This window comes from Pseudomonas sp. NPDC090203 (assembly GCF_044746765.1).
Taxonomy (GTDB): Bacteria; Pseudomonadota; Gammaproteobacteria; order Pseudomonadales; family Pseudomonadaceae; genus Aquipseudomonas; species Aquipseudomonas putida_AD.
This window is the reverse complement of sequence record NZ_JBIVCV010000011.1, coordinates 163,972-186,675: the sequence shown is the minus strand read 5'-3', so window position 1 is coordinate 186,675 and position 22,704 is coordinate 163,972. Positions and strand designations below refer to the sequence as shown.

Sequence of the window (22,704 nt, the reverse complement as noted above, 5' to 3'; positions counted from 1 at the left end):
GTTTTGTGCGAGGGCTCTCCAGCCTGTATATCAAATAGCTATCACATTGATAAAGGCGGGGTTTTTCGCATGTGAGCAGGTTTTGAAGCGGGAGGAGGGGCTGAAATTCGCGGATGCAGATCTGTAACAAATCTGAGACACGCGGTCGGCCCCAGCAATCGCGGGAAGGTGAAGTGTTGGTTTTTGTTAAATGTTGACCGAACGGCCGTTCTGATTCTGACTAAACGGCCGAGTTAAAATAAATGTGTGGAAACACAAAAGGCCCGGTGAACTGTAGGAGCGCGCTTGCCCGCGACCTGCGGTGTTGCGGCTGCGATGCGTGTACCTGACACACCGCAGGTCGCGGGCAAGCGCGCTCCTACAAGAGCAGATGATGATGTATCAATTCAAGCTCACATGCCGGCTCAACAACGCCCGCAACGCCGCTGGCTTCACCGGTTTTGCCAGATATTCCAACCCCGCCGCATGCACTTGGGCCAGCAGTTCCGGGCGGCCATCGGCGCTGATGAGCACGCCGGGCACCGGCTCGCCCAGTTGCGTGCGCAACCAGGCCATGACCTCCGTGCCGGTTTCGCCGTGATCCAGGTGATAGTCCACCAGCGCCAGGTGCGGGCGGATGCCGTCGTCCAGCAGGGCCTGGCATTCCTCGCGGTTGCGTGCGGTCCAGACCTGACAGCCCCAACGGCTCAACAGGCTGTTCATGCCGATCAGGATGCTGTCTTCGTTGTCGATGCACAGCACCTGCGTACCGTTGAGGGCTGCGCGCTTGGGCTCGGTGCTGGGCTGCGGTGCGAGGGTCGGGGTCCGCGCCAGCGGCACGGTGACGCTGAACACGCTGCCCTTGCCCGGCCATGAACGCACTTCAAGGCTGTGACCCAGGACGCGACACAGGCCGTCGGCAATCGCCAGCCCCAAGCCCAGGCCCTTCTCGGCGCGGGTCTGGTGGCTGTCCAGGCGCTTGAACTCTTCGAAAATCACCTGACGCTTGTCTTCGGGAATGCCCGGCCCGCGATCCCACACTTCCAGGCTCAGATGCTGGCCCTTGCGTCGTACGCCCAGCAGGATCGGCCCCTTGGCGTAGCGGAAGGCGTTGGTCAGGAAGTTTTGCAGCACCCGGCGCAGCAGCTTCACGTCACTGGCGATGCGCAGGTTGCTGCCGCGCACCCGGAAGCTCAAACCCTGCTCCTGGGCCAGCGCCTTGAACTCGGCCCCCAGGGTGTCGAACAGGTTGCTGAGGGGAAAGGGCGCAATAGTCGGTGCGAACTTGCCGTTTTCCAGGCGGGAAATATCCAGCAGGTCGCTGATGAGGTCTTCGGCCGAACGCAGCGAGCTGTCCAGATGGTGAATCAGCTTGCGCGCCTCATCCGGCACATTGTCGTCTGTGTGCAAGAGGGCCGCGGAGAACAGCCGCGCGGCGTTCATCGGCTGCATCAGGTCATGGCTGACGGCAGCGAGAAAACGGGTTTTCGACTGGCTCGCCGCTTCGGCATGGGCCTTGGCTTCGGTCAGTGCCAGGTTCAGTTGCGACAGCTCGCGGGTACGCTCGGCCACGCGCTGCTCAAGGCTTTCGTTGACGCCCTTGAGTGCCTGCTCGGCTTCGCGGAACGCGGTGATGTCAGTGAAACTCATGACGAAGCCGCCGCCGGGCATCGGATTGCCGATCAGCTCGATCACCCGGCCATTGGGAAACAGCCGTTCGGAGGTGTGGGCACGGCCCTGGCGCATCCAGTGCAGGCGCCGGGCCACATGCACCTGCGCCTCGCCGGGCCCCAGCAGGCCGCGCTCGGCGTTGTAGCGGATGATGTCGGCGATGGGCCGCCCGACGCTGATGAGGCCATCCGGGTAGTTGAACAGTTCCAGATAGCGGTCGTTCCAGGCCACCAGCCGCAGGGACTGATCCACGACGCTGATGCCCTGGGTGATGTTCTCGATGGCGCCTTGCAGCAGCGCCCGGTTGAACTGCAAGACTTCGGACGCTTCGTCGGCGATGCGCACCACGTCTTCAAGCTGCATGTCGCGGCCTTCGATGGCCGCCTTGACCACCGCACGGGTCGACGAGGCACCCAGCACGCCCGCCAGCAGCCGTTCGGTGTGGGCGATCCATTCGCCGTTGGCGTTCTGGTTGGGGTTGAAGCCCTTGCCCTGGCGATAGGCGAAACGGATGAAACTCTGCTGCGCCCGCTCTTCACCGACAAAACGCGCCGAGAGCTTGAGCAAGTCCTCGATCTGCACCGCCAGCAGCGAGCGGCTATTGGACCTGGCTTGCAGTTCCTGGCCGATGAAACGCCCGGCCTGCCAATGCTCCGACACCCGCGTGCGGGACAGCAACGACACCCACGCGAACAGGATGAAGTTGCCCGCCATCGACAGCAGCACGCCTTGGGTCAGCGGGCTGATCGGCAGGTTGAACGGGTTGCTGTGCAGCCAGGCCAGCAGCGGAAAGCTGTTCAGCGACCAGCCCATGCTGTGGGCGGTCATGGGCAGGACCAGGGTGTAGAACCAGATGAACACCCCGGCCGCGAGCCCCGCGAACACCCCGCGGCGGTTGGCCTGTTTCCAGTACAACGCGCCGATCATGGCCGGCGCCAGTTGCGTGATGGCGGCGAACGCCACCTGGCCGATGGTCGCCAGGCTCGCCGTCGAACCCAGCAGCCGATAGCTGACGTAGGCCAGCAGCAGAATGGCCACGATGCTGACCCGGCGCACCGAAAGCATCCAGTAGCGGAACACCTCGAAGGGGCGCTCGGCGGTCTTGCGTCGCAAGAGCCAGGGCAGGAGCATGTCGTTGGAGACCATGGTCGACAGCGCCACACTGGCGACGATCACCATGCCGGTGGCCGCCGAGGCGCCACCGATGAACGCCAGCATCGCCAGCGCCGGGTGGGCGTGGGCCAGCGGCACGCTGATGACGAAGGAGTCGGGCAGTACCGAGCTTGGCAGCAGCATCTGCCCGGCCAGTGCGATGGGCACCACGAACAGCCCGGCCAGTAGCAGGTACATCGGGAACACCCACTTGGCCAGACGCAGGTCCTGGGGCTCGATGTTCTCGACCACCGTCACATGAAACTGTCGGGGCAGGCAGACGATGGCCATCATCGCCACGCCGGTCTGCACCACCATCGACGGCCAGTTGACCGTCTCTTTCCAGTATTCCTCAAGGCGCGGCGCCAGCATCGCCTGGTTGAACAGGTCGTCGACTCCGTCATACAGGCCGAAGGTCACGAAAATACCCACGGCCATAAAAGCGAACAGCTTGACCAGTGATTCGAAGGCAATCGCCAGCACCATGCCGCGGTGGTGCTCGGTGGCGTCCAGGTTGCGGGTGCCGAACACGATGGTGAACAGCGCCAGCACCAGCGAGACGATCAGCGCCGTGTCCTGTGCGCGGGTGCCGGTGGCGTCGGCGCCGGCACCGATCAGGATGTTCACCCCCAGCACGATGCCCTTGAGTTGCAGGGCGATGTAGGGCAACACGCCAATCAGGCAGATCAGCGCCACCACCACCGCCAGCGTTTGGGATTTGCCGTAGCGGGCGGCGATGAAGTCGGCAATCGAGGTGATGTTTTCCTGCTTGCTGATGAGCACCATTTTCTGCAGCACCCAGGGCGCCAGCAACAGCAGCAGGATCGGCCCCAGGTAGATCGGCAGGAAAGACCACAGCTGTTCTGCGGCCTGACCCACGGCGCCAAAGAAAGTCCAACTGGTGCAGTACACCGCCAGCGACAGGCTGTACACCCAGGCGCGCAGCCGAGGGGGCAGGGCGGCGCTGCGCCGGTCGCCGTAGAAGGCGATGGCGAACATGATGGCCATATAGGCCAGGGCGACGGCGGCGATCAGTCCGCTGGACAGCGACATGGGGAACTCCAGACTCAAGCAAATATCGTTTCAGCGGCGATCCATCACCGCCCGGACAGTCTCGCACGCCCGGTGGCGTTCGTCTGTCTCGACCAAGGTCTGAGCGGCAGGGTGTCGCAGGACAGACGCCACCGTTGTAGGAGCGCGCTTGCCCGCGATAGTGGTCCTCCAGATACATATTCATGGCGGGCAGGACGCCGTCGTCCGAATGCGGCCCAGAGCAAGCGCGCTCCTACAGTTGGTTATATCTGTTTTATCTATGACATATAGAGAAATTACCCGCTTAGTAGATATACACCCCGGACGTACCATGATTCCCACCTCACACGAGGACAGGAGACCCTTCATGACCTACGCCACCTTCACCCCCGGCAAGCCTTTCAGCCAACTGAGCCATCCCCGGGAAGTCATTCGCCAGTTCACCCCGAACTGGTTCGCCGCCACCATGGGCACCGGGATTCTCTCGGCCGTCCTGACGCAACTCCCGGTGCAGGTGCCCGGCCTGTTTCAGTTGGCCGAAGCGCTGTGGATGCTCAACATCGTCATGTTCGTGACCTTTGCGCTGCTCTACATCGCGCGCTGGGTGATGTTTTTCGAGCAGGCGCGCAGGGTGTTCGGGCATTCCACGGTGTCGATGTTCTTCGGCACCATTCCCATGGGCATGGCGACCATCATCAATGGCCTGTTCACCTTTGGCCTGCCGCGTTGGGGCGATGGCGTGCTGCCGCTGGCTGAAGCGCTGTGGTGGCTGGATGTGGCGATGTCGCTGGCCTGTGGCGCGCTGATCCCGTTCATGATGTTCACCCGCCAGGAACACCGCATCGACCAGATGACGGCGGTCTGGCTGTTGCCGGTGGTGGCGGCGGAGGTTGCGGCGGTCAGCGGTGCCCTGCTGGCGCCGCATCTGGCGAGCAGCCACAGCCAGTTCAGCGTGCTGATTACCAGCTATGTGCTGTGGGCGCTGTCGGTGCCGGTGGCGTTCAGCATCCTGACCATCCTGCTGTTGCGCATGGCCCTGCACAAGTTGCCCCACGAAAGCATGGCGTCGTCGAGCTGGCTGGCGTTGGGGCCGATCAGCACCGGCGCCTATGGCCTGATCGTGCTGGGTGCCGACTCGCCCGCTATCTTCGCCGCCAATGGCCTGCCGGGTGTGGGCGAGATTGCTGCGGGGCTGGGGCTGCTGGCCGGGATCATCCTGTGGGGCGTGGGGGTGTGGTGGCTGTTGATGGCGACGCTGATCACTGCGCGCTACCTGCGCAACGGCATGCCGTTCAACCTGGGGTGGTGGGGGTTCACCTTTCCCATCGGGGTCTTTGCCCTGACCACCCTCAAGCTGGGCGCCTTGCTGCACCTGGGATTCTTCTCGGCATTCGGTACGCTGCTGGTGGCGGGTCTTGCGGCGCTATGGCTGATCATCATGCGGCGCACGGTGATCGGCGCCTATCGCGGCGAGCTGTTCGTTTCGCCCTGTATCGCAGGCTTGAAACCATGATCCCCGACGCTATCGACAATTAACGGTTGAACGTCTTCAATGTGGCTCGGATTGGTTCGCTGGCGTTCCAATCCTGTAAGCCGATTCCGGCGCCACTCAGGATCGAGATCGATGAGTCAGTCGCAGTTCAGTCTGTTGGGTAAGCGGCGTTTCCTGCCGTTTTTCGTGACGCAGTCCCTCGGGGCCTTCAACGACAACATCTTCAAGCAGTCGCTGATCCTCGCCATCCTCTACAAGCTGGCCATCGACGGCGACCGGTCGATCTACGTCAACCTCTGCGCTTTGCTGTTCATCCTGCCATTTTTCCTGTTTTCGGCGCTGGCCGGGCAGTTCGGCGAAAAATACCCCAAGGATCGCCTGATCCGCATGATCAAGGTGCTGGAGATCGCCATCATGGTGGTCGGCGCCGTGGGCTTTCTGTTCGATCACCTGTCGCTGATGCTGGCGGCGCTGTTCGCCATGGGCACCCACTCGGCGCTGTTCGGGCCGGTCAAATACTCGATCCTGCCGCAGCACCTGCATGAGAATGAGCTGGTGGGTGGCAACGGCCTGGTGGAGATGGGCACCTTTCTGGCGATCCTGGCCGGCACCATCGGCGCCGGGATCATGATGTCCACGACTCACTATGCCCCTGTGGTGTCGGTGGCCATGGTCAGCATCGCCTGTCTGGGTTACCTGGCCAGTCGCGGCATTCCTCCGGCGCCTGCGGCGAGCCCGGAGATGCGCCTGAACTGGAACATCTTCAGCGAGTCCTGGGCCACGCTCAAACTCGGCCTGGGGCAGACCAAGGCGGTGTCGCGCTCCATCGTCGGCAACTCGTGGTTCTGGTTCGTCGGTGCGATCTACCTGACCCAGATCCCGGCCTACGCCAAGGAATTCCTTTACGGTGATGAAACCGTGGTCACGCTGATTCTCACCGTGTTTTCCATCGGCATCGCTGCAGGCTCGATGCTGTGCGAGCGGTTGTCGGGGCGCAAGGTGGAAATCGGCCTGGTGCCATTCGGTTCGATGGGCCTGACGGTGTTCGGCCTGTTGCTGTGGTGGCATTCCGGAAACTTCCCGCAGAACGTCCAGGCCAACGACTGGCTGGCGATTCTGGGCTACGGCCAGGCGTGGTGGGTGTTGCTGGACATTCTGGGCATCGGGATCTTTGGCGGCTTTTACATCGTGCCGCTGTATGCGTTGATCCAGTCCCGCACGTCGGAGAAAGAGCGCTCGCGGGTCATCGCTTCTAACAACATCCTCAACGCGCTGTTCATGGTGGTGTCGGCGATTGTCTCGATCATCTTCCTGAGTGTCGTCAAGCTGTCGATCCCGCAACTGTTTCTCGTGGTGTCGCTGATGAACATCGCGGTCAATACCTACATTTTCAAGATCGTCCCGGAATTCACCATGCGTTTCATGATCTGGCTGCTCAGCCATTCCATGTACCGCGTCGAGCACCGTGATCTGGAGCAGATCCCAGAGGAGGGCGCGGCGCTGCTGGTGTGCAACCATGTGTCGTTCGTCGATGCGCTGCTGATTGCAGGCTCGGTGCGTCGGCCGATCCGGTTCGTCATGTATTACAAGATCTTCAACATCCCGGTGCTCAACTTCATTTTCCGCACCGCCGGTGCGATCCCGATTGCCGGGCGTGGCGAGGATCTGCTGATCTACGACCAGGCGTTCAAGCGCATTGCCGAGTATTTAAAGGAAGGCGAGCTGGTGTGCATCTTCCCAGAGGGGAAATTGACCACCAATGGCGAGATCGACGAGTTCAAGGGCGGCATGACCCGCGTGCTGGAGGAGACCAATGTGCCGGTGATTCCGCTGGCGTTGCAGGGGTTGTGGGGCAGCTTTTTCAGCCGCGATCCGGACAAGGGCGTGTTTCGCCGCTTGTGGTCGCGGGTGACCCTGGTGGCGGGGCCTGCATTGGCGGGCGATCAATCAGAGCCCGCGCTGGTGCGCGAGCGGGTGGCGCAGTTGCGTGGGGAGATGCGCTAACCCCCCCCTTGTAGGAGCGCGCTTGCCCGCGATTGCGCTGTGTCAGATTTGATATTGCTGACTGACACGACGCTGTCGCGGGCAAGCGCGCTCCTACAGGTGCGTTATTCGGTGGCGGTTTCGCCGGCGGGCTCCGGCTCCATCTTGCGGAAATACGTCGAAAGCAACGCGCCGCTGATGTTGTGCCACACGCTGAACAGCGCACTCGGCACGGCCGCCAGTGGCGAGAAGTGCGCGCTGGCCAGTGCGGCGCCCAGGCCTGAGTTCTGCATGCCGACTTCCAGCGACAGCGACTTGCGCTGCGCCAGTGGCAGTTTGAACAGCTTGCCGGTGAAGTAACCCAGCAGGAAGCCGAAGCTGTTGTGCAGGATCACCACGGCCATGATCAACAGGCCGGATTCTGCGATCTTCGCCTGGCTGGCCGCGACCACCGCGCAGACGATCATCACGATACTCACCACCGAAATCAGCGGCAGCACGTCGACGGCGAATTGCACCCTGGCGCCGAGCAGACGCTGGGCAACGACGCCGAGCACGATCGGCAGCATCACCAGTTGCAGGATCGACCAGAACATTTCCATGAAAGACACCGGCAGCCAGGCAGAGGCCAGCAGCCAGATCAGCGCAGGGGTCAGCAGCGGGGCGAGGAGGGTGGTGACGGCGGCGATGGCCACCGACAGCGCCAGATCGCCTTTGGCCAGCCAGGTCATGACGTTGGACGAAGTGCCGCTCGGGCAGCAGCCGACCAGGATCACACCCACGGCGATTTCCGCCGGCAGGTGAAACACCTGGCACAACAGCCACGCCACACCCGGCATGATCACGAAGTGCGCGACCACACCCAGGGCCACGCGCCACGGGTGGCGCACGACCTCGGAGAAATCTTCAAGCTTGAGCGTCAGGCCCATGCCGAACATGACCAGGCCCAACAAAGGCACGATCAGGGTCTTGAGGCTGATGAACCAGCTCGGGAACAGGAACGCCAGCACGGCGAACAACAGCACCCAGTATGCAAAGGTATTACCGACAAAACGACTCAATGCAGCCAGGGCACGCATGGCTTGCTCCTTTTATTGTTTGGTTCTACATGCTGTAGGAGCGCGCTTGCCCGCGATTGCGGTGTGTCAGCAATGTAGATGTTGTCTGACACACAGCAGTCGCGGGCAAGCGCGCTCCTACAAGGCGTGGTGAATCAGATACCCTGCGGAATCTCTTCACCGCCCAGTGCGTTGAACAGGTCAGGCAGGAAGTCGCCGAAGGTCAGCATCATCAGGGTGAAGCTGGCGTCCTGCTGGCCCAGGGCGTCGTCGCCGCCGTCCTGTTCGGCCTGATCCTGCAACAGGTCTTCGAACTTCAGGCGCTTGACGCCCAGTTTGTCGTCCAGCACGAAGGACAGCTTGTCCTGCCAGGCCAGCGACAGTTGAGTCACGACCTTGCCGGTGCTCAGGTGCAGCTGGATTTCGTCGCTGGTCAGGTCCTGACGCTTGCATTTGACGATGCCGCCGTCTTCGTGGGTGTCGCGCAGTTCGCACTCGTCCAGCACAAAGAAGTTCTCGGCAGTCTCGCCGCTCTTGACCCAGTCGGTCATGACGGCGGTCGGTGCGGTCTTCACGGTCACCGGACGAACCGGCAGCGAGCCAACCACTTCACGCAGGGTCGAGAGCAGGTCTTCGGCGCGTTTCGGGCTGGAGGCGTTGACCAGAATGACGCCTTGTTTAGGGGCGATGGCGGCGAAGGTCATCGAGCGGCGAATGAAAGCGCGCGGCAGGAAGGCCTGGATGATTTCATCCTTGAGCTGGTCGCGTTCCTTCTTGTAGACCTTGCGCATCTGCTCGGTCTCGATCTCTTCGACTTTCTCTTTAAGTGCATCGTTGACCACGCTGCCCGGCAGGATGCGTTCTTCCTTGCGCGCGCTGATCAGCATGAAATCGCCACTGACGTGCACCAGTGGCGCGTCTTCGCCCTTGCCGAACGGGGCGATGAAACCGTAAGTGGTCAACTCCTGGCTGGCACAAGCACGTGCAGGCTTGGTCGCCAATGCGGTTTCCAGCGCCTCTGCGTCAAATGGCAGGTCTTGGGTCAGGCGGTACACAAGCAGGTTTTTGAACCACATGGGGTACATCTCTCCTTTATACAAAGGGGGGCATTATTCGCTGCCAGGCCCTCGCGGCCAACCCTGATGTAACCCTTTGGTTGGATTATAAAAATTTTTTAAAAAAGTGCTTGCCAGAGGTCGGATCGCTCCGTAGAATGCGCGCCACACCGAGAGACAAGGGTGATTAGCTCAGCCGGGAGAGCATCTGCCTTACAAGCAGAGGGTCGGCGGTTCGATCCCGTCATCACCCACCACTCGTTGAAAGGTGTTACGCGCAGCGGTAGTTCAGTCGGTTAGAATACCGGCCTGTCACGCCGGGGGTCGCGGGTTCGAGTCCCGTCCGCTGCGCCATATTGAGTTACGAGGCCCTTGAACTCCTCGTAACGACAGAGAAAGCGACCTTAGGGTCGCTTTTTTTGTGCCTGCGATTTGGTCAACGCCAGGTTTGCAGAAGCCGGCATGCCGGCCCCTGCCATGTCGGCTGGTCAGCCCACGGTAATGGTTGGCAGTTCAGCCAGACTCACCGTCTGCTCTTTGCGCGGCGCCAGAATCTCTGCTTCGCCTTCCACCACCAGGTCACCGTTCTGATTGAACACGTTGGTGGCGATGCGCACCTTGAACTTCGGCAGCTTTTCCAGGATTTCCAGGCGTACGGTCAGGGTGTCGCCGATTTTTACCGGCTTCTGGAAGCTCATCTGCTGACCCAGGTAGATGGTGCCCGGCCCGGGCAACTCGCAAGCGACCGCTGCGCTGATCAGCGCGCCACTGAACATGCCGTGGGCGATGCGATCCTTGAACATGGTCTTTGACGCGAACTCCTGGTCCAGATGCACCGGGTTGCGGTCGCCGGACATCTCGGCGAATAGCTGGATGTGGCGCTCTTCGACGGTCTTGGTGTATTCGGCTTTCTGGCCGACTTCAAGGGCTTCGTAGGGCGTATTGGTGACTTGAGACATGTTGCGGTCCTGTGACGTTATAGGGAAATAAGCGGCTTTGACCTGAGCGGTCATTCGCTGCGCCGGGGTCTTGGCCGTGCCAGCGCGTCCTCGAGCCAGGCGAGTAAATCACGAGTGACTTCCTCACGGTGGGTCTCATTGAAGACTTCATGCCGCGCCTGCGGATAGATCTTCAGCGTGACGGACTGATGATCGGTGCCGGTCAAGGCGTCTGCCAGATCCTTGAGACGCTTGCCTTCGCTCACCGGATCACATTCGCCGCCCATAATCAGGATCGGCAGGCTCTTGTCGATCTGCGAAAGGTTGGAGGTTTTGCTGATTTGCTGCAAGCCGCCGAGCATGTCCAGCCAGAACTGATTGGTGCAGCGAAACCCGCAGAGTGGATCCCTGACGTACTTGTCGACTTCCTCGGGATCGCGGCTGAGCCAGTCGAATGGCGTGCGAACCGGCTTGAACCTGTTGTTGAATGAGCCAAATGACAGGTATTCGATCAGCGCACTGCGCCCGGTAGCCCCTTGACGCCAGCGCTCCATGCGCGCCACCACGGCGGCGCTTCGATAAAGTGAAACCGGCTGGAAATTCGAACCGCTGAGCACCGCGCCCTGGACGCTGGCGCTGTGGTGCAGCAGATAGGCCTGGGCAATGTAGCTGCCCATGCTGTGGCCCAGCACGAAAACCGGCGCCCCGGGATGACGCTGGGTCGCGCAGGCCTGCAGGATCGCCAGGTCACCCACCACCTTGTTCCAGCCATCCTGGTCGGCGTAGTGGCCCAGGACGCCATTGGCTGCGGTGCGGCCATGGCCGCGCTGGTCGTGGGCATACAGGGCAAAGCCGGCTTCGGCCAGCGCTGCGCCCAGGCGCTCATAGCGCCCGCTGTGTTCGGCCATCCCGTGTGACAGCACCACCACCGCCCTGGGGCCTGTCATCGGCAGCCAGGCGTTGACGTACAGGCGATTGTGATCACTGGTGTCCAGCCAAAAGGCATCGTGTTTCATGGCGTTTCCTTACGTGGTATCGAATGACCTTGTAAAAAATTGTCTCGAATTAGCGCGCTGACACTCATCTAGAACCAGTGTATAGCTCTTGCCAGATGGCATGCCGTTCACCCACAAGATTCACGACGCTGATGACGATTTGCCTTCTGTGCGCCAACTGCTAACGTCCGGCAGCAACGGCATTCTCAGGTAAGAGGATAAAAACAACATGCAACCTGATTTCTGGAACGACAAACGCCCGGCCGGGGTTCTCCCCGATGTGGACCTTGCGGCATACAAATCTGTGGTGGAGGTCTTCGAGCTCAGTTGCAGGAAGTTCGCCGATCGCCCGGCCTACAGCAACATGGGCGTGACCCTCAGCTATGCCGAGCTTGAGCGCCAGTCGGCGGCGTTCGCCGGTTACCTGCAGCAGCGCACCGATCTCAAGCCCGGTGATCGCATCGCCGTGCAGATGCCCAACCTGATCCAGTACCCCATCGCCGTGTTCGGCGCCATGCGCGCCGGGTTGATCGTGGTCAACACCAACCCGCTGTACACCGCCCGCGAGATGCGTCACCAGTTCAAGGATTCCGGTGCCCGCGCGCTGGTGTACCTGAATGTGTTCGGCAAGAACGTCCAGGAAGTGCTGCCCGATACCGACATCCAGTACCTGATCGAAGTGAAGATGGGCGACATGCAGTCCCCGGCCAAGGGCTGGCTGGTCAACACGGTCGTGGAAAAGGTCAAGAAACTCGTCCCGGAATATCACCTGCCCCAGGCAGTGCCGTTCAAGAGCGTTCTCAAGCAGGGGCGCGGCGTGCAGTTGCAGCCGGTGGCGCTGGATCTGGAAGACATCGCGGTGCTGCAATACACCGGCGGCACCACCGGCTCGCCCAAGGGCGCGATGCTGACCCACGGCAACCTGGTGGCGAACATGCAGCAGGTTTACGCCTGTATGTTGCAGCACGGGCCGGACGGCAGTCCGATCTTCAAGCAGGGCGGCGAGATCATGGTCGCGCCGCTGCCGATGTATCACATCTACGCTTTCACCTGTAACTGCATGTGCATGATGGTCAGCGGCAACCACAACCTGCTCATCACCAACCCTCGGGACATCGGCGGCTTCATCAAGGAGCTGAAGAAGTGGAAGTTCTCGGCCATGGTCGGGCTCAACACCCTGTTCGTGGCGCTGATGGATCACCCGGAGTTCAAGAGCCTGGACTTCTCCAGCCTGCGCCTGACCAACTCGGGTGGCACGGCGCTGGTCAAATCCACCGCCGAGCGCTGGCTCAAGCTGACTGGCTGTCCCATTGTCGAGGGCTACGGCCTTACTGAAACCGCGCCGGTGGCGACGGCCAATCCCTATGGTGACAAGTCGAAACTGGGCACCGTCGGCATGCCGGTACCGGGGACCACGGCCAAGGTCATCAGTGACGACGGCGCGGAATTGCCCCTGGGCGAGCGGGGCGAACTGTGTCTGAAAGGGCCGCAGATCATGCTCGGCTACTGGCATCGCCCGGAGGCCACCGCTGAAGTGCTGGACAGTGAAGGCTGGCTCAAGACCGGTGATATCGCCGTGATCGACCCGGACGGTTTCATCCGTATCGTCGACCGCAAGAAGGACATGATCATCGTCTCCGGCTTCAACGTGTACCCCAACGAGGTGGAAGACGTGGTGTCGCGCCATCCGAAGGTCGCTAACTGCGCGGTGATCGGCGTGCCGGACGAGCGTTCCGGTGAAGCGGTCAAGCTGTTCGTCGTGCCTCGGGAGGCCAGCCTCACCGTTGAAGAGCTCAAGGCGTACTGCAAGGAGAACTTCACCGGCTACAAGATTCCCAAGCAGATCGTGTTGCGAGAGTCGTTGCCCATGACGCCGGTGGGCAAGATCCTGAGGCGAGAGCTACGCGATATCGCCTGAGCCAGCTATATAAAGAAGCGGCGTGTTGAAAAACACGCCGTTTTTGTTTCAGGCAACGGATGATTGTAGGAGCGCGCTTGCCCGCGATGGCGGTGTGTCTGATATCGCATCATCAGCCGACAGGACGCCGTCGCGGGCAAGCGCGCTCCTACAGGATTTGTGGAATTCTGGTGATTAGGTTCATTGCTCTAAACGTGACTTAAACACATTCAAGAGTCATGTTTATGACTGTAGGGGCCACTATTGGCTCTAGTCGGCCTCAGACAAAGCTGCTACGCTCGGCCCGCTTTTTGTTCAGTCGATAAGCAAAAAGCAGTTGCTACGAATTCCAAACACAAGAAATCATCGCACAAAGCGGTGTGTAGAAACGTCGTCGCTGAGGAGTCGGCTTCCATGATAGAAAACTTCTGGAAGGATAAATATCCGTCTGGTATCGCTGCCGATATCGACCCGGACGAATATCCAAACGTTCAGGCGGTATTGAAACAGTCCTGCGAGCGTTTCGCCAACAAACCTGCGTTCAGCAACCTGGGCAAGACACTCACCTATGGTGAAATGTACGAGTTGTCCGGGGCGTTTGCCGCTTACTTGCAGCAGCACACCGACCTGCAGCCGGGCGACCGCATCGCCGTGCAGTTGCCCAACGTGCTGCAATACCCGATTGCCGTGTTCGGTGCCATTCGCGCCGGTCTGATCGTGGTCAACACCAACCCGCTGTACACCGCGCGGGAAATGGAACACCAGTTCAATGACTCCGGTGCCAAGGCGCTGGTGTGCCTGGCGAACATGGCGCACCTGGCCGAGAAGGTCGTGCCTAAAACCGGCGTCAAGCACGTCATCGTCACCGAAGTCGCGGACCTGTTGCCGCCGCTCAAGCGCCTGCTGGTCAACAGTGTCATCAAGTACGTGAAGAAGATGGTGCCGCCGTTTCATCTGCCGCGAGCCGTCAAGTTCAACGACGTGCTGGCCATGGGGCAGGGCAAGGCCGTGCAGGATGTCTCGCCGAAAAGCAGCGACGTTGCCGTGCTGCAATACACCGGCGGCACCACGGGCGTTGCCAAGGGCGCGATGCTGACCCACCGGAACCTGATCGCCAACATGCTGCAATGCAAGGCGTTGATGGGCTCCAACCTCAATGAAGGCTGCGAGATCCTCATCACCCCGCTGCCGCTGTACCACATCTACGCGTTCACCTTTCACTGCATGTCGATGATGCTGATCGGCAACCACAACATCCTGATCAGCAACCCGCGCGACCTGTCGGCGATGGTCAAGGAGTTGTCGAAGTGGAAGTTCAGCGGCTTCGTCGGCCTCAATACGCTGTTCGTGGCGCTGTGCAACAACGCCGATTTCCGCAACCTGGATTTCTCGGCGCTGAAGGTCACCCTGTCCGGCGGCATGGCGCTGCAACAGGCCGCTGCCGAGCGCTGGAAGGAAGTCACCGGCTGTTCGATCTGTGAAGGTTACGGCATGACCGAAACCAGCCCGGTGGCCACGGTCAACCCGATCCAGAAGATCCAGATGGGCACCATCGGCATTCCCGTGCCCTCGACCCTGTGCAAGACCGTCAATGACGCCGGCGAAGAACTGCCGCTGGGCGAAGTGGGCGAGCTGTGCGTCAAGGGCCCGCAAGTGATGAAAGGCTACTGGCAGCGCCAGGAAGCCACCGACGAAATGCTCGACGCCGAAGGCTGGCTCAAGACCGGCGATATCGCGGTGATCCAGCCCGATGGCTACATGCGCATCGTCGACCGCAAGAAGGACATGATTCTGGTGTCCGGCTTCAACGTCTACCCCAATGAACTGGAAGACGTACTCGCGACCCTGCCGGGCGTGCTGCAATGCGCAGCCATCGGCGTGCCGGATGAAAAATCGGGCGAGGCGATCAAGATCTTCGTGGTGGTCAAGCCGGGCGCGACCCTGACCAAGGAACAGGTGATGGAGCACATGCGCGCCAACGTCACCGCCTACAAGGTGCCACGCAGCGTGGAATTCCGCGATGCATTGCCGACCACCAACGTCGGCAAGATCCTGCGCCGCGAGTTGCGTGATGAAGAGCTGAAGAAGCTGGCGCTGAAAAAACCGGCTTGATTCATCGCAACACCGACAGACCCCGCCTTCGTGCGGGGTTTGTTGTTTAGAACCCGACACGGTCCTGTAGGAGTGAGCTTGCTCGCGAGGCGGAGTGTCAGGTGCACCGCCATCGCGAGCAAGCTCACTCCTACAGGATTCATGGCGTGACCAATGCGATGTGTATTCCGCGCAATTGTAGGAGCGCGCTTGCCCGCGACGGCGGTGTATCAGTCGGCAAATATGTATCAGGCATACCGTCATCGCGGGCAAGCGCGCTCCTACAATGTGTCGTCCGCGAGCAAATCTGCGACAATCCGCGCCCTGAATTCAGACAGAAAAGACTTCGCGCCCTGATGACCGACGAATCGACCTCCATCGACCAACTGTTCAAGAACCTCGACCACGCGATGACCAGTGACCGTCATCGCCTGCGTCGCCAGTTGCACGAACTGCGCAAGAAGCCCGACGAGGCGAAGCTTGCGCAGTGGGTCGAGCGTGTCCAGGCGTCGTGCGCGCAAGTGGTCAGCCGTCAGCAGAGCGTGCCGGCGATCCGCTATGACGACAACTTGCCCATCGCCGCCAAGCGCGACGAGATCAAGGCTGCGCTGCTCAAGCACCAGGTGCTGATCATCGCCGGCGAAACCGGCTCGGGCAAAACCACCCAGTTGCCGAAGATCTGCCTGGAAATCGGCCGCGGCCAGCATGGCCTGATCGGCCACACCCAGCCTCGGCGGATCGCCGCGCGCAGTGTCGCCAGCCGTGTCGCCGAAGAGATCGGCACGCCGCTGGGTGCGCTGGTCGGCTATCAGGTGCGGTTCGAGGACCAGAGCGACAGCAACACCCTGATCAAGCTGATGACCGACGGCATCCTGCTGGCCGAAACCCAGCACGACCGTTTCCTGGAACGCTACGACACGATCATCGTCGATGAAGCCCACGAACGCAGCCTGAACATCGACTTCCTGCTGGGCTTCCTGAAGACCTTGCTGCCTCGCCGCCCGGACCTGAAAGTCATCATCACCTCGGCGACCATCGACCTGGAGCGCTTCTCGGAACACTTCGACAAGGCGCCGATCATCGAAGTCTCGGGCCGGACCTTCCCGGTGGAAACCTGGTATCGCCCGATGACCGCCGAGCAGGACGAAGAGGGCAACAGCGTCGAGGAAGACCTGACCGTCGATCAGGCGATCCTCGCCACACTGGACGAGCTGGCCGCGCTCGAACGCAGCGAGCGCAAGTCGCCGGGTGACGTGCTGGTGTTCCTGCCGGGCGAGCGGGAAATTCGCGATGCCGCCGAGGTGCTGCGCAAGGCCCAGCTCAAACACACTGAAATCCTGCCGTTGTATGCGCGACTGACTCCGGCTGAGCAGCAGAAGATTTTCCAGTCCCATCCCGGGCGCCGTGTGGTGCTGGCGACCAACGTTGCCGAAACCTCGCTGACCGTGCCGGGCATCCGCTACGTGATCGACACCGGCACCGCGCGCATCAGCCGCTACAGCTACCGGGCCAAGGTTCAGCGCCTGCCCATCGAGGCGATTTCCCAGGCCAGCGCCAACCAGCGCAAGGGCCGTTGCGGCCGGGTCGAGCCAGGGCTGTGCGTGCGGCTGTACAGCGAAGAGGATTTCCTCTCGCGCCCTGAATTCACCGACCCTGAGATCCTGCGCACCAACCTTGCGGCGGTCATCCTGCAGATGCTGCACCTGCGCCTGGGCCAGATCAACGATTTTCCGTTCATCGAGCCGCCAGATGGCAAGGCCATCAGCGACGGTTTCAATCTGTTGCAGGAACTGTCGGCGGTCTCCCGCGAGAACCAGTTGACGCCTCTGGGCCGTCAACTGGCGCGCCTGCCGGTAGACCCGCGCATGGGCCGCATGCTGCTGGAAGCTGCGAAACAGGGCAGTCTGCAGGAAGTGCTGATCGTCGCCAGCGCCATGTCGATCCAGGACCCGCGCGAGCGTCCGCCGGAGCGTCAGCAGGCCGCCGACCAGGCCCACGCGCAATGGAAGGACCAGGATTCGGACTTCGCCGGGCTGGTCAATCTCTGGCGTGGCTTCGAGGAACAGCGCCAGGCTTTGACCGCAAGCCCGCTGCGCAACTGGTGCCGGCGCAACTTCCTCAACTACCTGCGTCTGCGCGAATGGCGTGATTCCCATCGCCAGCTCAGCCTGATCTGTCGTGAGCTGCAATTGACAGTCAACAAGGAACCGGCTGACTTCGCCAAATTCCACAAGGCGGTGCTTTCGGGCTTGCTGAGCCAGATCGGCCAGAAAACCGAAGAAGGCGATTACCTCGGTGCCCGTCAGCGCCGCTTCTGGGTGCACCCGTCTTCTGGGCTGGGCAGAAAACGCCCGCAATGGATCATGGCCGCCGAGCTTGTGGAAACCACCAAGCTGTACGCGCGAATGGTGGCCAAGATCGAGCCGGACTGGATCGAGCCCCTGGCGAGCCATCTGCTCAAGAAGAATCACTTCGAACCGCACTGGGAGAAGAAGCGCGGCCAGGTCGTGGCCTTCGAGCAGATCACCTTGTTTGGCCTGATCGTGGTCGGGCGCCGGCCTGTGCACTTCGGGCCGATCGATCCGGTGGTGTCCCGCGAGTTCTTCATTCGCGAAGGCCTGGTGCGCGGCGAGATCCAGTCCAAAGCCAAGTGCCTGAGCGCCAACACCAAGCTGTTGGAACAGCTCGACGAACTGGAAGCCAAGGCCCGCCGCCGCGACATTCTGGCGGATGAGGAAACCCTGTTCGCCTTCTACGACGAGCGCCTGCCGGCCGAGATCCACCAGACCGCGACGTTCGATGCCTGGTACCGGATGGAGAGCCAGAAAAATCCGCAACTGCTCATCATGCGCGAAGAGGACGTGCTGGCCCGCGAAGCCAGTGAAGTCACCGCCAACCTGTACCCGGACACCCTGCGCCTGGGCGATTTGACCCTGCCACTGAGCTACCACTTCGAGCCCAACCATCCACGTGATGGCGTGACCCTGCGCGTACCGGCGCCGCTGTTGTTGTCGCTGCCGGCCGAGCGACTGGAGTGGCTGGTGCCGGGCTTGCTGGAAACCAAGTGCGTGGCGCTGGTGCGCAACCTGCCCAAGGCGCTGCGCAAGAACTTCGTGCCGGTGCCGGATTTCGTCAAGGCGGCGCTGCAACGCATGGTCTTCGCCGAGGGCTCGCTGCCCCAGGCGCTGGGCCGTGAACTGCTGCGCATGACCGGCGCCCGCGTGCCGGACGAGGCTTGGACCGAAGCCGCCCAGCAGGTGGAAAGCCACCTGAAGATGAACCTGGAAGTGGTCGACGCCAACGGCAAGTTCCTCGGCGAAGGCCGCGATCTGGACGAGCTGACCGCACGCTTCGCCGAAGCCGGGCAGGCCGCGCTGGCCGTGCCGCAAACGGCGAAAAGCCAGCAGCCGGTAGAGGCCAAGGGCTTCGCGGCGGTGGCAGAGAAGACCCAGCAGAAGATTGCCGGGCTTTCCATGACGGTCTACCCGGCGCTGGTGGAAGAGGGCGGCGCGGTCAAGGAAGGGCGTTTCTCGACGGCGGCCGAAGCCGAGTACCAACACCGCCGCGCCTTGCAGCGCCTGTTGCTGCAACAGCTGGCCGAGCCTGCGAAGTTTTTGCGCAGCAAGCTGCCCGGGCAGACTGAGCTGGCGCTGTTGTACCGCGACATGGGCCGGGTCGATGCCTTGATCGAAGATATTCTGCTGGCAAGCCTCGATACCTGCATTCTCGAAGGCGAAGCCACCTTGCCACGCGATGGCGCGGGGCTGATGTCGCTGGCCGAACGCAAGCGCGCCAGCCTCACCGAACACGCCGAGCGCCTGGCGCGGCTGACGCTGGAGATTCTCAAGCTCTGGCATGGCCTGCAAAAGCGCTTCAAGGGCAAGATCGACCTGGCCCAGGCGGTGGCCTTGAACGACATCAAGGCGCAGCTCGGCAAGCTGGTGTACCCAGGTTTCGTGCGCGAGACCCCGGCGCAGTGGCTCAAGGAGCTGCCGCGTTATCTGAAGGCCATTGAGCTGCGCCTTGAGAAACTCGGCTCGCAGGTGCAGAAGGACCGGGTGTGGAGCATCGAGCTGGGCAACCTCTGGGCGCAATACCAGACCCGCGCCGACAAACACGCCCAGGAAGGCAAGCGCGACCCGGAACTGGCGGTCTACCGCTGGTGGCTGGAGGAATACCGCGTGTCACTGTTCGGCCAGCAACTGGGGACCAAGGTGCCGATTTCGGACAAGCGCTTGAGCAAGCAGTGGAGCGCGGTGGAGGGCTGAGGTGCACCGCCGGCCTGTAGGAGCGCGCTTGCCCGCGAGGCGGTGTGTCAGGCGCCCAATGTGTGGCAGACCTGGCGCAATCGCGGGCAAGCGCGCTCCTACGGGGATCGTGCATGCCTAGCGCCAAATCCCGGCCGTTATGGCAAACTTCACGGCTAAAACCTCAAGTGTTACTAATAGCAATCCTCCGTATAACGGGGGATTTTACCGTTGCATTGGTACTGTCGTTCCAGAAATGGCCAGCACCATGCTTGCGCAGGCGCTTTGTCTGCTGCCATCCAAAAAGAGAGGAACGACCGTGTACGACGTCGTGATCAGTGGCACCGGGCTCTATACCCCCTCCAACAGCATTTCCAATGAAGAGCTGGTTCATTCCTTCAACACCTACGTCGCGCAATTCAACGCCGACAACGCCGCCGCCATCGAGGCGGGCCAGGTGCAGGCGCTGACCGAATCCAGCGCGGCCTTCATCGAGAAAGCCAGTGGCATCAAGAGCCGTTTCGTCATGGACAAGGACGGCATTCTCGATCCGCAGCGCATGAAGCCACGCCTGCCCGAGCGCTCCAACGACGAATGGTCGATCCTCTGCCAGATGGGCACAGCGGCCGCCGAACAGGCCTTGCAGCGCGCCGGCAAGACTGCCGCCGATATCGACGGCGTGATCGTCGCGTGCTCCAACCTGCAACGCGCCTACCCTGCGATTTCCATCGAAATCCAGGCGGCATTGGGTGTGCAGGGGTTCGGTTTTGACATGAACGTTGCCTGCTCCTCGGCCACTTTCGGCATCCAGACCGCCTGCAACAGCATCAAGCTAGGCCAGGCGCGGGCACTGCTGGTCATCAGCCCCGAGATCTGCTCGGCTCACCTGAACTTCCGTGACCGCGACAGCCACTTCATCTTCGGTGACGCCGCCACGGCCGTAGTGGTCGAGCGCGCAGACCTTGCGACCTCAGCCGAACAGTTCGACATCGTCAGCACCAAGCTGCTGACCACCTTCTCCAACAACATTCGCAACAACTTCGGCTTCCTCAACCGCACCGCCGAAGAAGGCGAAGGCAAGGCGGACAAGCTGTTCGTGCAGGAAGGCCGCAAGGTGTTCCGTGATGTCTGCCCGATGGTCGCCGAGCTTGTGGGCGCGCATCTTGAAGAAAACAACCTGAACGTCAGCGACGTGAAACGCTTCTGGCTGCACCAGGCCAACCTGAGCATGAACCACCTGATCGTCAAGAAACTGCTGGGCCGCGACGCCACGGTCGAAGAAGCGCCGGTGATCCTCGACACCTACGCCAACACAAGCTCAGCGGGCTCGGTCATCGCCTTCCACAAATACCAGGCCGACCTGCCGAGCGGCGCACTGGGCGTGCTCAGCTCGTTTGGTGCGGGGTATTCGATCGGCAGCGTGATCTTGCGCAAGAAGTAGCAGATATCCACGACCCTGTAGGAGCGCGCTTGCCCGCGATGGCGTCGGGTCAGGCGCATCCCGGGTGATTGACCCGACGCCATCGCGGGCAAGCGCGCTCCTACGTGCAAACAAAAACAGCCCGGAACTGACCTGTCGAAACGGATGATGGGGATCCGACAGGGCAATACCAGGCTGTGAGATTCAGCTCCAACCCCGAGGGAGCACCCGGGGTTGGAGGTGTGTTGCGTGTAGCTTGCCGCTTGAAGCCCGCGGCGGGTGTTCTTAGAACTTGGCAATCACATCCAGTTGCAGGGTGTTGGCATCCTGGTCACGCGCAGCACCTGCGAACGCGAAGTCTGCCTTGGTCAGGAAGTACGTGGCGCCCAGGGTGAAGTTCTTGTCAACATCGTAGGAAACGCTCAGCTTGTGACCGCGCGAACCGGTGGTGCCGTTGGCGAAGTCCGAGTCGGTGAAGGCGCCAACCACTGCGTTACGCTGAGTATCGCGATAGTTGTAGTCCAGGCCGAAACCGAACACCTTGGTCTTCACGCCAGCCAGCCATGCAGTGTCCTGGTCGCTGTCGGTGGCGCTGTTGACCACGTACTGGCCGTACAGACCCACTGGAACGACTAGGCCGGTCAGGTCGAGTTGACCGAAGCCTTCATACAGACGGAAGTCGTTGGTGTTGTTGCCGTTGATGCCCAAGCCACAGAACGTGGTGCTGGTGCTGGCCGCAGCCGGGTTGCAGTCGTTGGAGTGCTGGTACTGGTAAACGGAACCGCCCAGGGTCATCTTGACGTTGTCGGTGACCGCGATACGTGTACCCAGCTGACCGGCGTTCAGACGCAGGTCGTTCTTGAACTGCGTGCCGTCGCCGCTGATGTTGTCCTTGAGGGTGTAGGTACCGGCACTACCGAACAGCTCGAAGCCCTTGGTGACTGGCACGCTGTAAGTGGCTGCCAGACCTTCCGGGTTGATGTCGCTATCCCAGATCACGTCGCCTTCGCTGACCCATGGCTGGGCCATCTTGCCGCCGATCACGTGCAGGTTCTGGATGGCAGTCGGGTGGTAGTCGATATAGCCCTGATCCAGCCACAGGTCTTTCTTGGTGAAGTAATCGTTCTGGTCAACGTTGGTGGAGTTGGCCTTGTTGTCGCCGCCAGTGGCGATACGAATACCAGTGCTGACTTGTGGGTTGATGTCGGTGTAGGCGCCCAGACGAACACGGATACGCTGACGGTTCTTGTCCTGGCTGTTGTTTTGATCGTCGATCTTGACGGTCTCTTGGCGGACACGTACGTCACCCTTGAACTGGGTCTTGGCAGCCCATGCCACTTTCTGCTCGAAAGCCGACAGGTCGGAAGACTTGGCGGTGGCGGCGGCGATCTGGTCGGCTTGTGCCTTTTGTGCTTGAGCTTGAGCCTGCTGATCCTTGGCAAGTTCGGTTTGCAGTTCGCTGTACTGAGCCTGCGAAATCGAACCGTTGGCCTTGAGCATGTCGAGCAGTTTCGCGTCGACTGCGGCGCTGGCCGGAACACTCAGGGCCAGCAGCATACCGCCACACAGGGCTGCCGCAGTTTTCGTGGAAGCAAGACGCATATCAATCTCCGTAGATGAGAAGGGATGACAAAGGCCATCCAGGGAACAACCGACCCGGAGTGGGCGGAAAAAAGTCAGGTTTTAAGAACCGG

Annotated in this window: 12 protein-coding genes and 2 tRNA genes; 8 read left to right on the top strand and 6 right to left on the bottom strand. The window is 61.5% G+C overall.

Features of this window, described 5'->3' with window-relative positions; translation table 11 throughout:
• Positions 1 to 381: 381 nt before the first annotated feature.
• Positions 382 to 3,855, bottom strand: coding sequence for a NahK/ErcS family hybrid sensor histidine kinase/response regulator (locus tag ACIPO9_RS19915; RefSeq protein WP_400782945.1), 3,474 nt, complete (start codon positions 3,853 to 3,855; stop codon positions 382 to 384).
• Between the two features lie 346 nt (positions 3,856 to 4,201).
• On the opposite strand from ACIPO9_RS19915, the gene ACIPO9_RS19910 reads away from it, so the two are divergent.
• Both ACIPO9_RS19910 and ACIPO9_RS19905 read left to right on the top strand, forming a co-directional pair.
• A complete protein-coding gene (locus ACIPO9_RS19910; RefSeq protein ID WP_400782944.1) occupies positions 4,202 to 5,347 on the top strand; it encodes a TDT family transporter in 1,146 nt (381 codons plus the stop codon).
• 111 nt (positions 5,348 to 5,458) lie between these two features.
• On the top strand, positions 5,459 to 7,330 hold the full coding sequence (locus ACIPO9_RS19905) for an MFS transporter (RefSeq protein ID WP_400782943.1): 1,872 nt from the start codon (positions 5,459 to 5,461) through the stop codon (positions 7,328 to 7,330).
• A 104-nt stretch (positions 7,331 to 7,434) separates the two neighbouring features.
• On the opposite strand, the gene ACIPO9_RS19900 is transcribed toward ACIPO9_RS19905, so the two are convergent.
• Positions 7,435 to 8,388: a bile acid:sodium symporter family protein gene (locus ACIPO9_RS19900; protein WP_400604415.1), complete on the bottom strand. Its 954-nt coding sequence runs from the start codon at positions 8,386 to 8,388 to the stop codon at positions 7,435 to 7,437.
• Between the two features lie 134 nt (positions 8,389 to 8,522).
• Positions 8,523 to 9,443 carry a recombination-associated protein RdgC gene (rdgC, locus tag ACIPO9_RS19895; RefSeq protein WP_274134302.1) on the bottom strand — a complete coding sequence of 307 codons (921 nt, stop codon included), beginning with the start codon at positions 9,441 to 9,443 and terminating at the stop codon, positions 8,523 to 8,525.
• A gap of 160 nt (positions 9,444 to 9,603) precedes the next feature.
• Between rdgC and ACIPO9_RS19890 the strand changes: the two genes are divergently transcribed.
• Positions 9,604 to 9,679 (top strand) — tRNA-Val (locus ACIPO9_RS19890).
• Between the two features lie 20 nt (positions 9,680 to 9,699).
• Positions 9,700 to 9,776, top strand: a tRNA-Asp gene (locus ACIPO9_RS19885).
• Positions 9,777 to 9,910: 134 nt separating this feature from the next.
• Here ACIPO9_RS19885 and ACIPO9_RS19880 read toward each other — a convergent pair.
• Both ACIPO9_RS19880 and ACIPO9_RS19875 read right to left on the bottom strand, forming a co-directional pair.
• Positions 9,911 to 10,381 carry a MaoC family dehydratase gene (locus ACIPO9_RS19880; protein ID WP_274134303.1) on the bottom strand — a complete coding sequence of 157 codons (471 nt, stop codon included), beginning with the start codon at positions 10,379 to 10,381 and terminating at the stop codon, positions 9,911 to 9,913.
• A 50-nt stretch (positions 10,382 to 10,431) separates the two neighbouring features.
• Positions 10,432 to 11,376 (bottom strand): lysophospholipase, encoded by a 945-nt coding sequence (locus tag ACIPO9_RS19875; protein WP_400782940.1) that lies wholly within the window; start codon positions 11,374 to 11,376, stop codon positions 10,432 to 10,434.
• A 208-nt stretch (positions 11,377 to 11,584) separates the two neighbouring features.
• On the opposite strand from ACIPO9_RS19875, the gene fadD2 reads away from it, so the two are divergent.
• From fadD2 to ACIPO9_RS19855, 4 genes are all read left to right on the top strand, one after another.
• Positions 11,585 to 13,273, top strand: coding sequence for a long-chain-fatty-acid--CoA ligase FadD2 (fadD2, locus tag ACIPO9_RS19870; RefSeq protein ID WP_274134305.1), 1,689 nt, complete (start codon positions 11,585 to 11,587; stop codon positions 13,271 to 13,273).
• Between the two features lie 393 nt (positions 13,274 to 13,666).
• The gene (fadD1, locus tag ACIPO9_RS19865; protein WP_274134306.1) at positions 13,667 to 15,364 is read left to right on the top strand and encodes a long-chain-fatty-acid--CoA ligase FadD1; all 1,698 of its coding nucleotides are present in this window, start codon (positions 13,667 to 13,669) and stop codon (positions 15,362 to 15,364) included.
• Positions 15,365 to 15,699: 335 nt separating this feature from the next.
• On the top strand, positions 15,700 to 19,611 hold the full coding sequence (hrpA, locus tag ACIPO9_RS19860; protein ID WP_400782937.1) for an ATP-dependent RNA helicase HrpA: 3,912 nt from the start codon (positions 15,700 to 15,702) through the stop codon (positions 19,609 to 19,611).
• A gap of 298 nt (positions 19,612 to 19,909) precedes the next feature.
• Positions 19,910 to 21,031 carry a beta-ketoacyl-ACP synthase III gene (locus ACIPO9_RS19855; RefSeq protein WP_400604404.1) on the top strand — a complete coding sequence of 374 codons (1,122 nt, stop codon included), beginning with the start codon at positions 19,910 to 19,912 and terminating at the stop codon, positions 21,029 to 21,031.
• A 264-nt stretch (positions 21,032 to 21,295) separates the two neighbouring features.
• On the opposite strand, the gene ACIPO9_RS19850 is transcribed toward ACIPO9_RS19855, so the two are convergent.
• On the bottom strand, positions 21,296 to 22,612 hold the full coding sequence (locus ACIPO9_RS19850) for a putative porin (protein WP_274134309.1): 1,317 nt from the start codon (positions 22,610 to 22,612) through the stop codon (positions 21,296 to 21,298).
• Positions 22,613 to 22,704 lie beyond the last annotated feature (92 nt).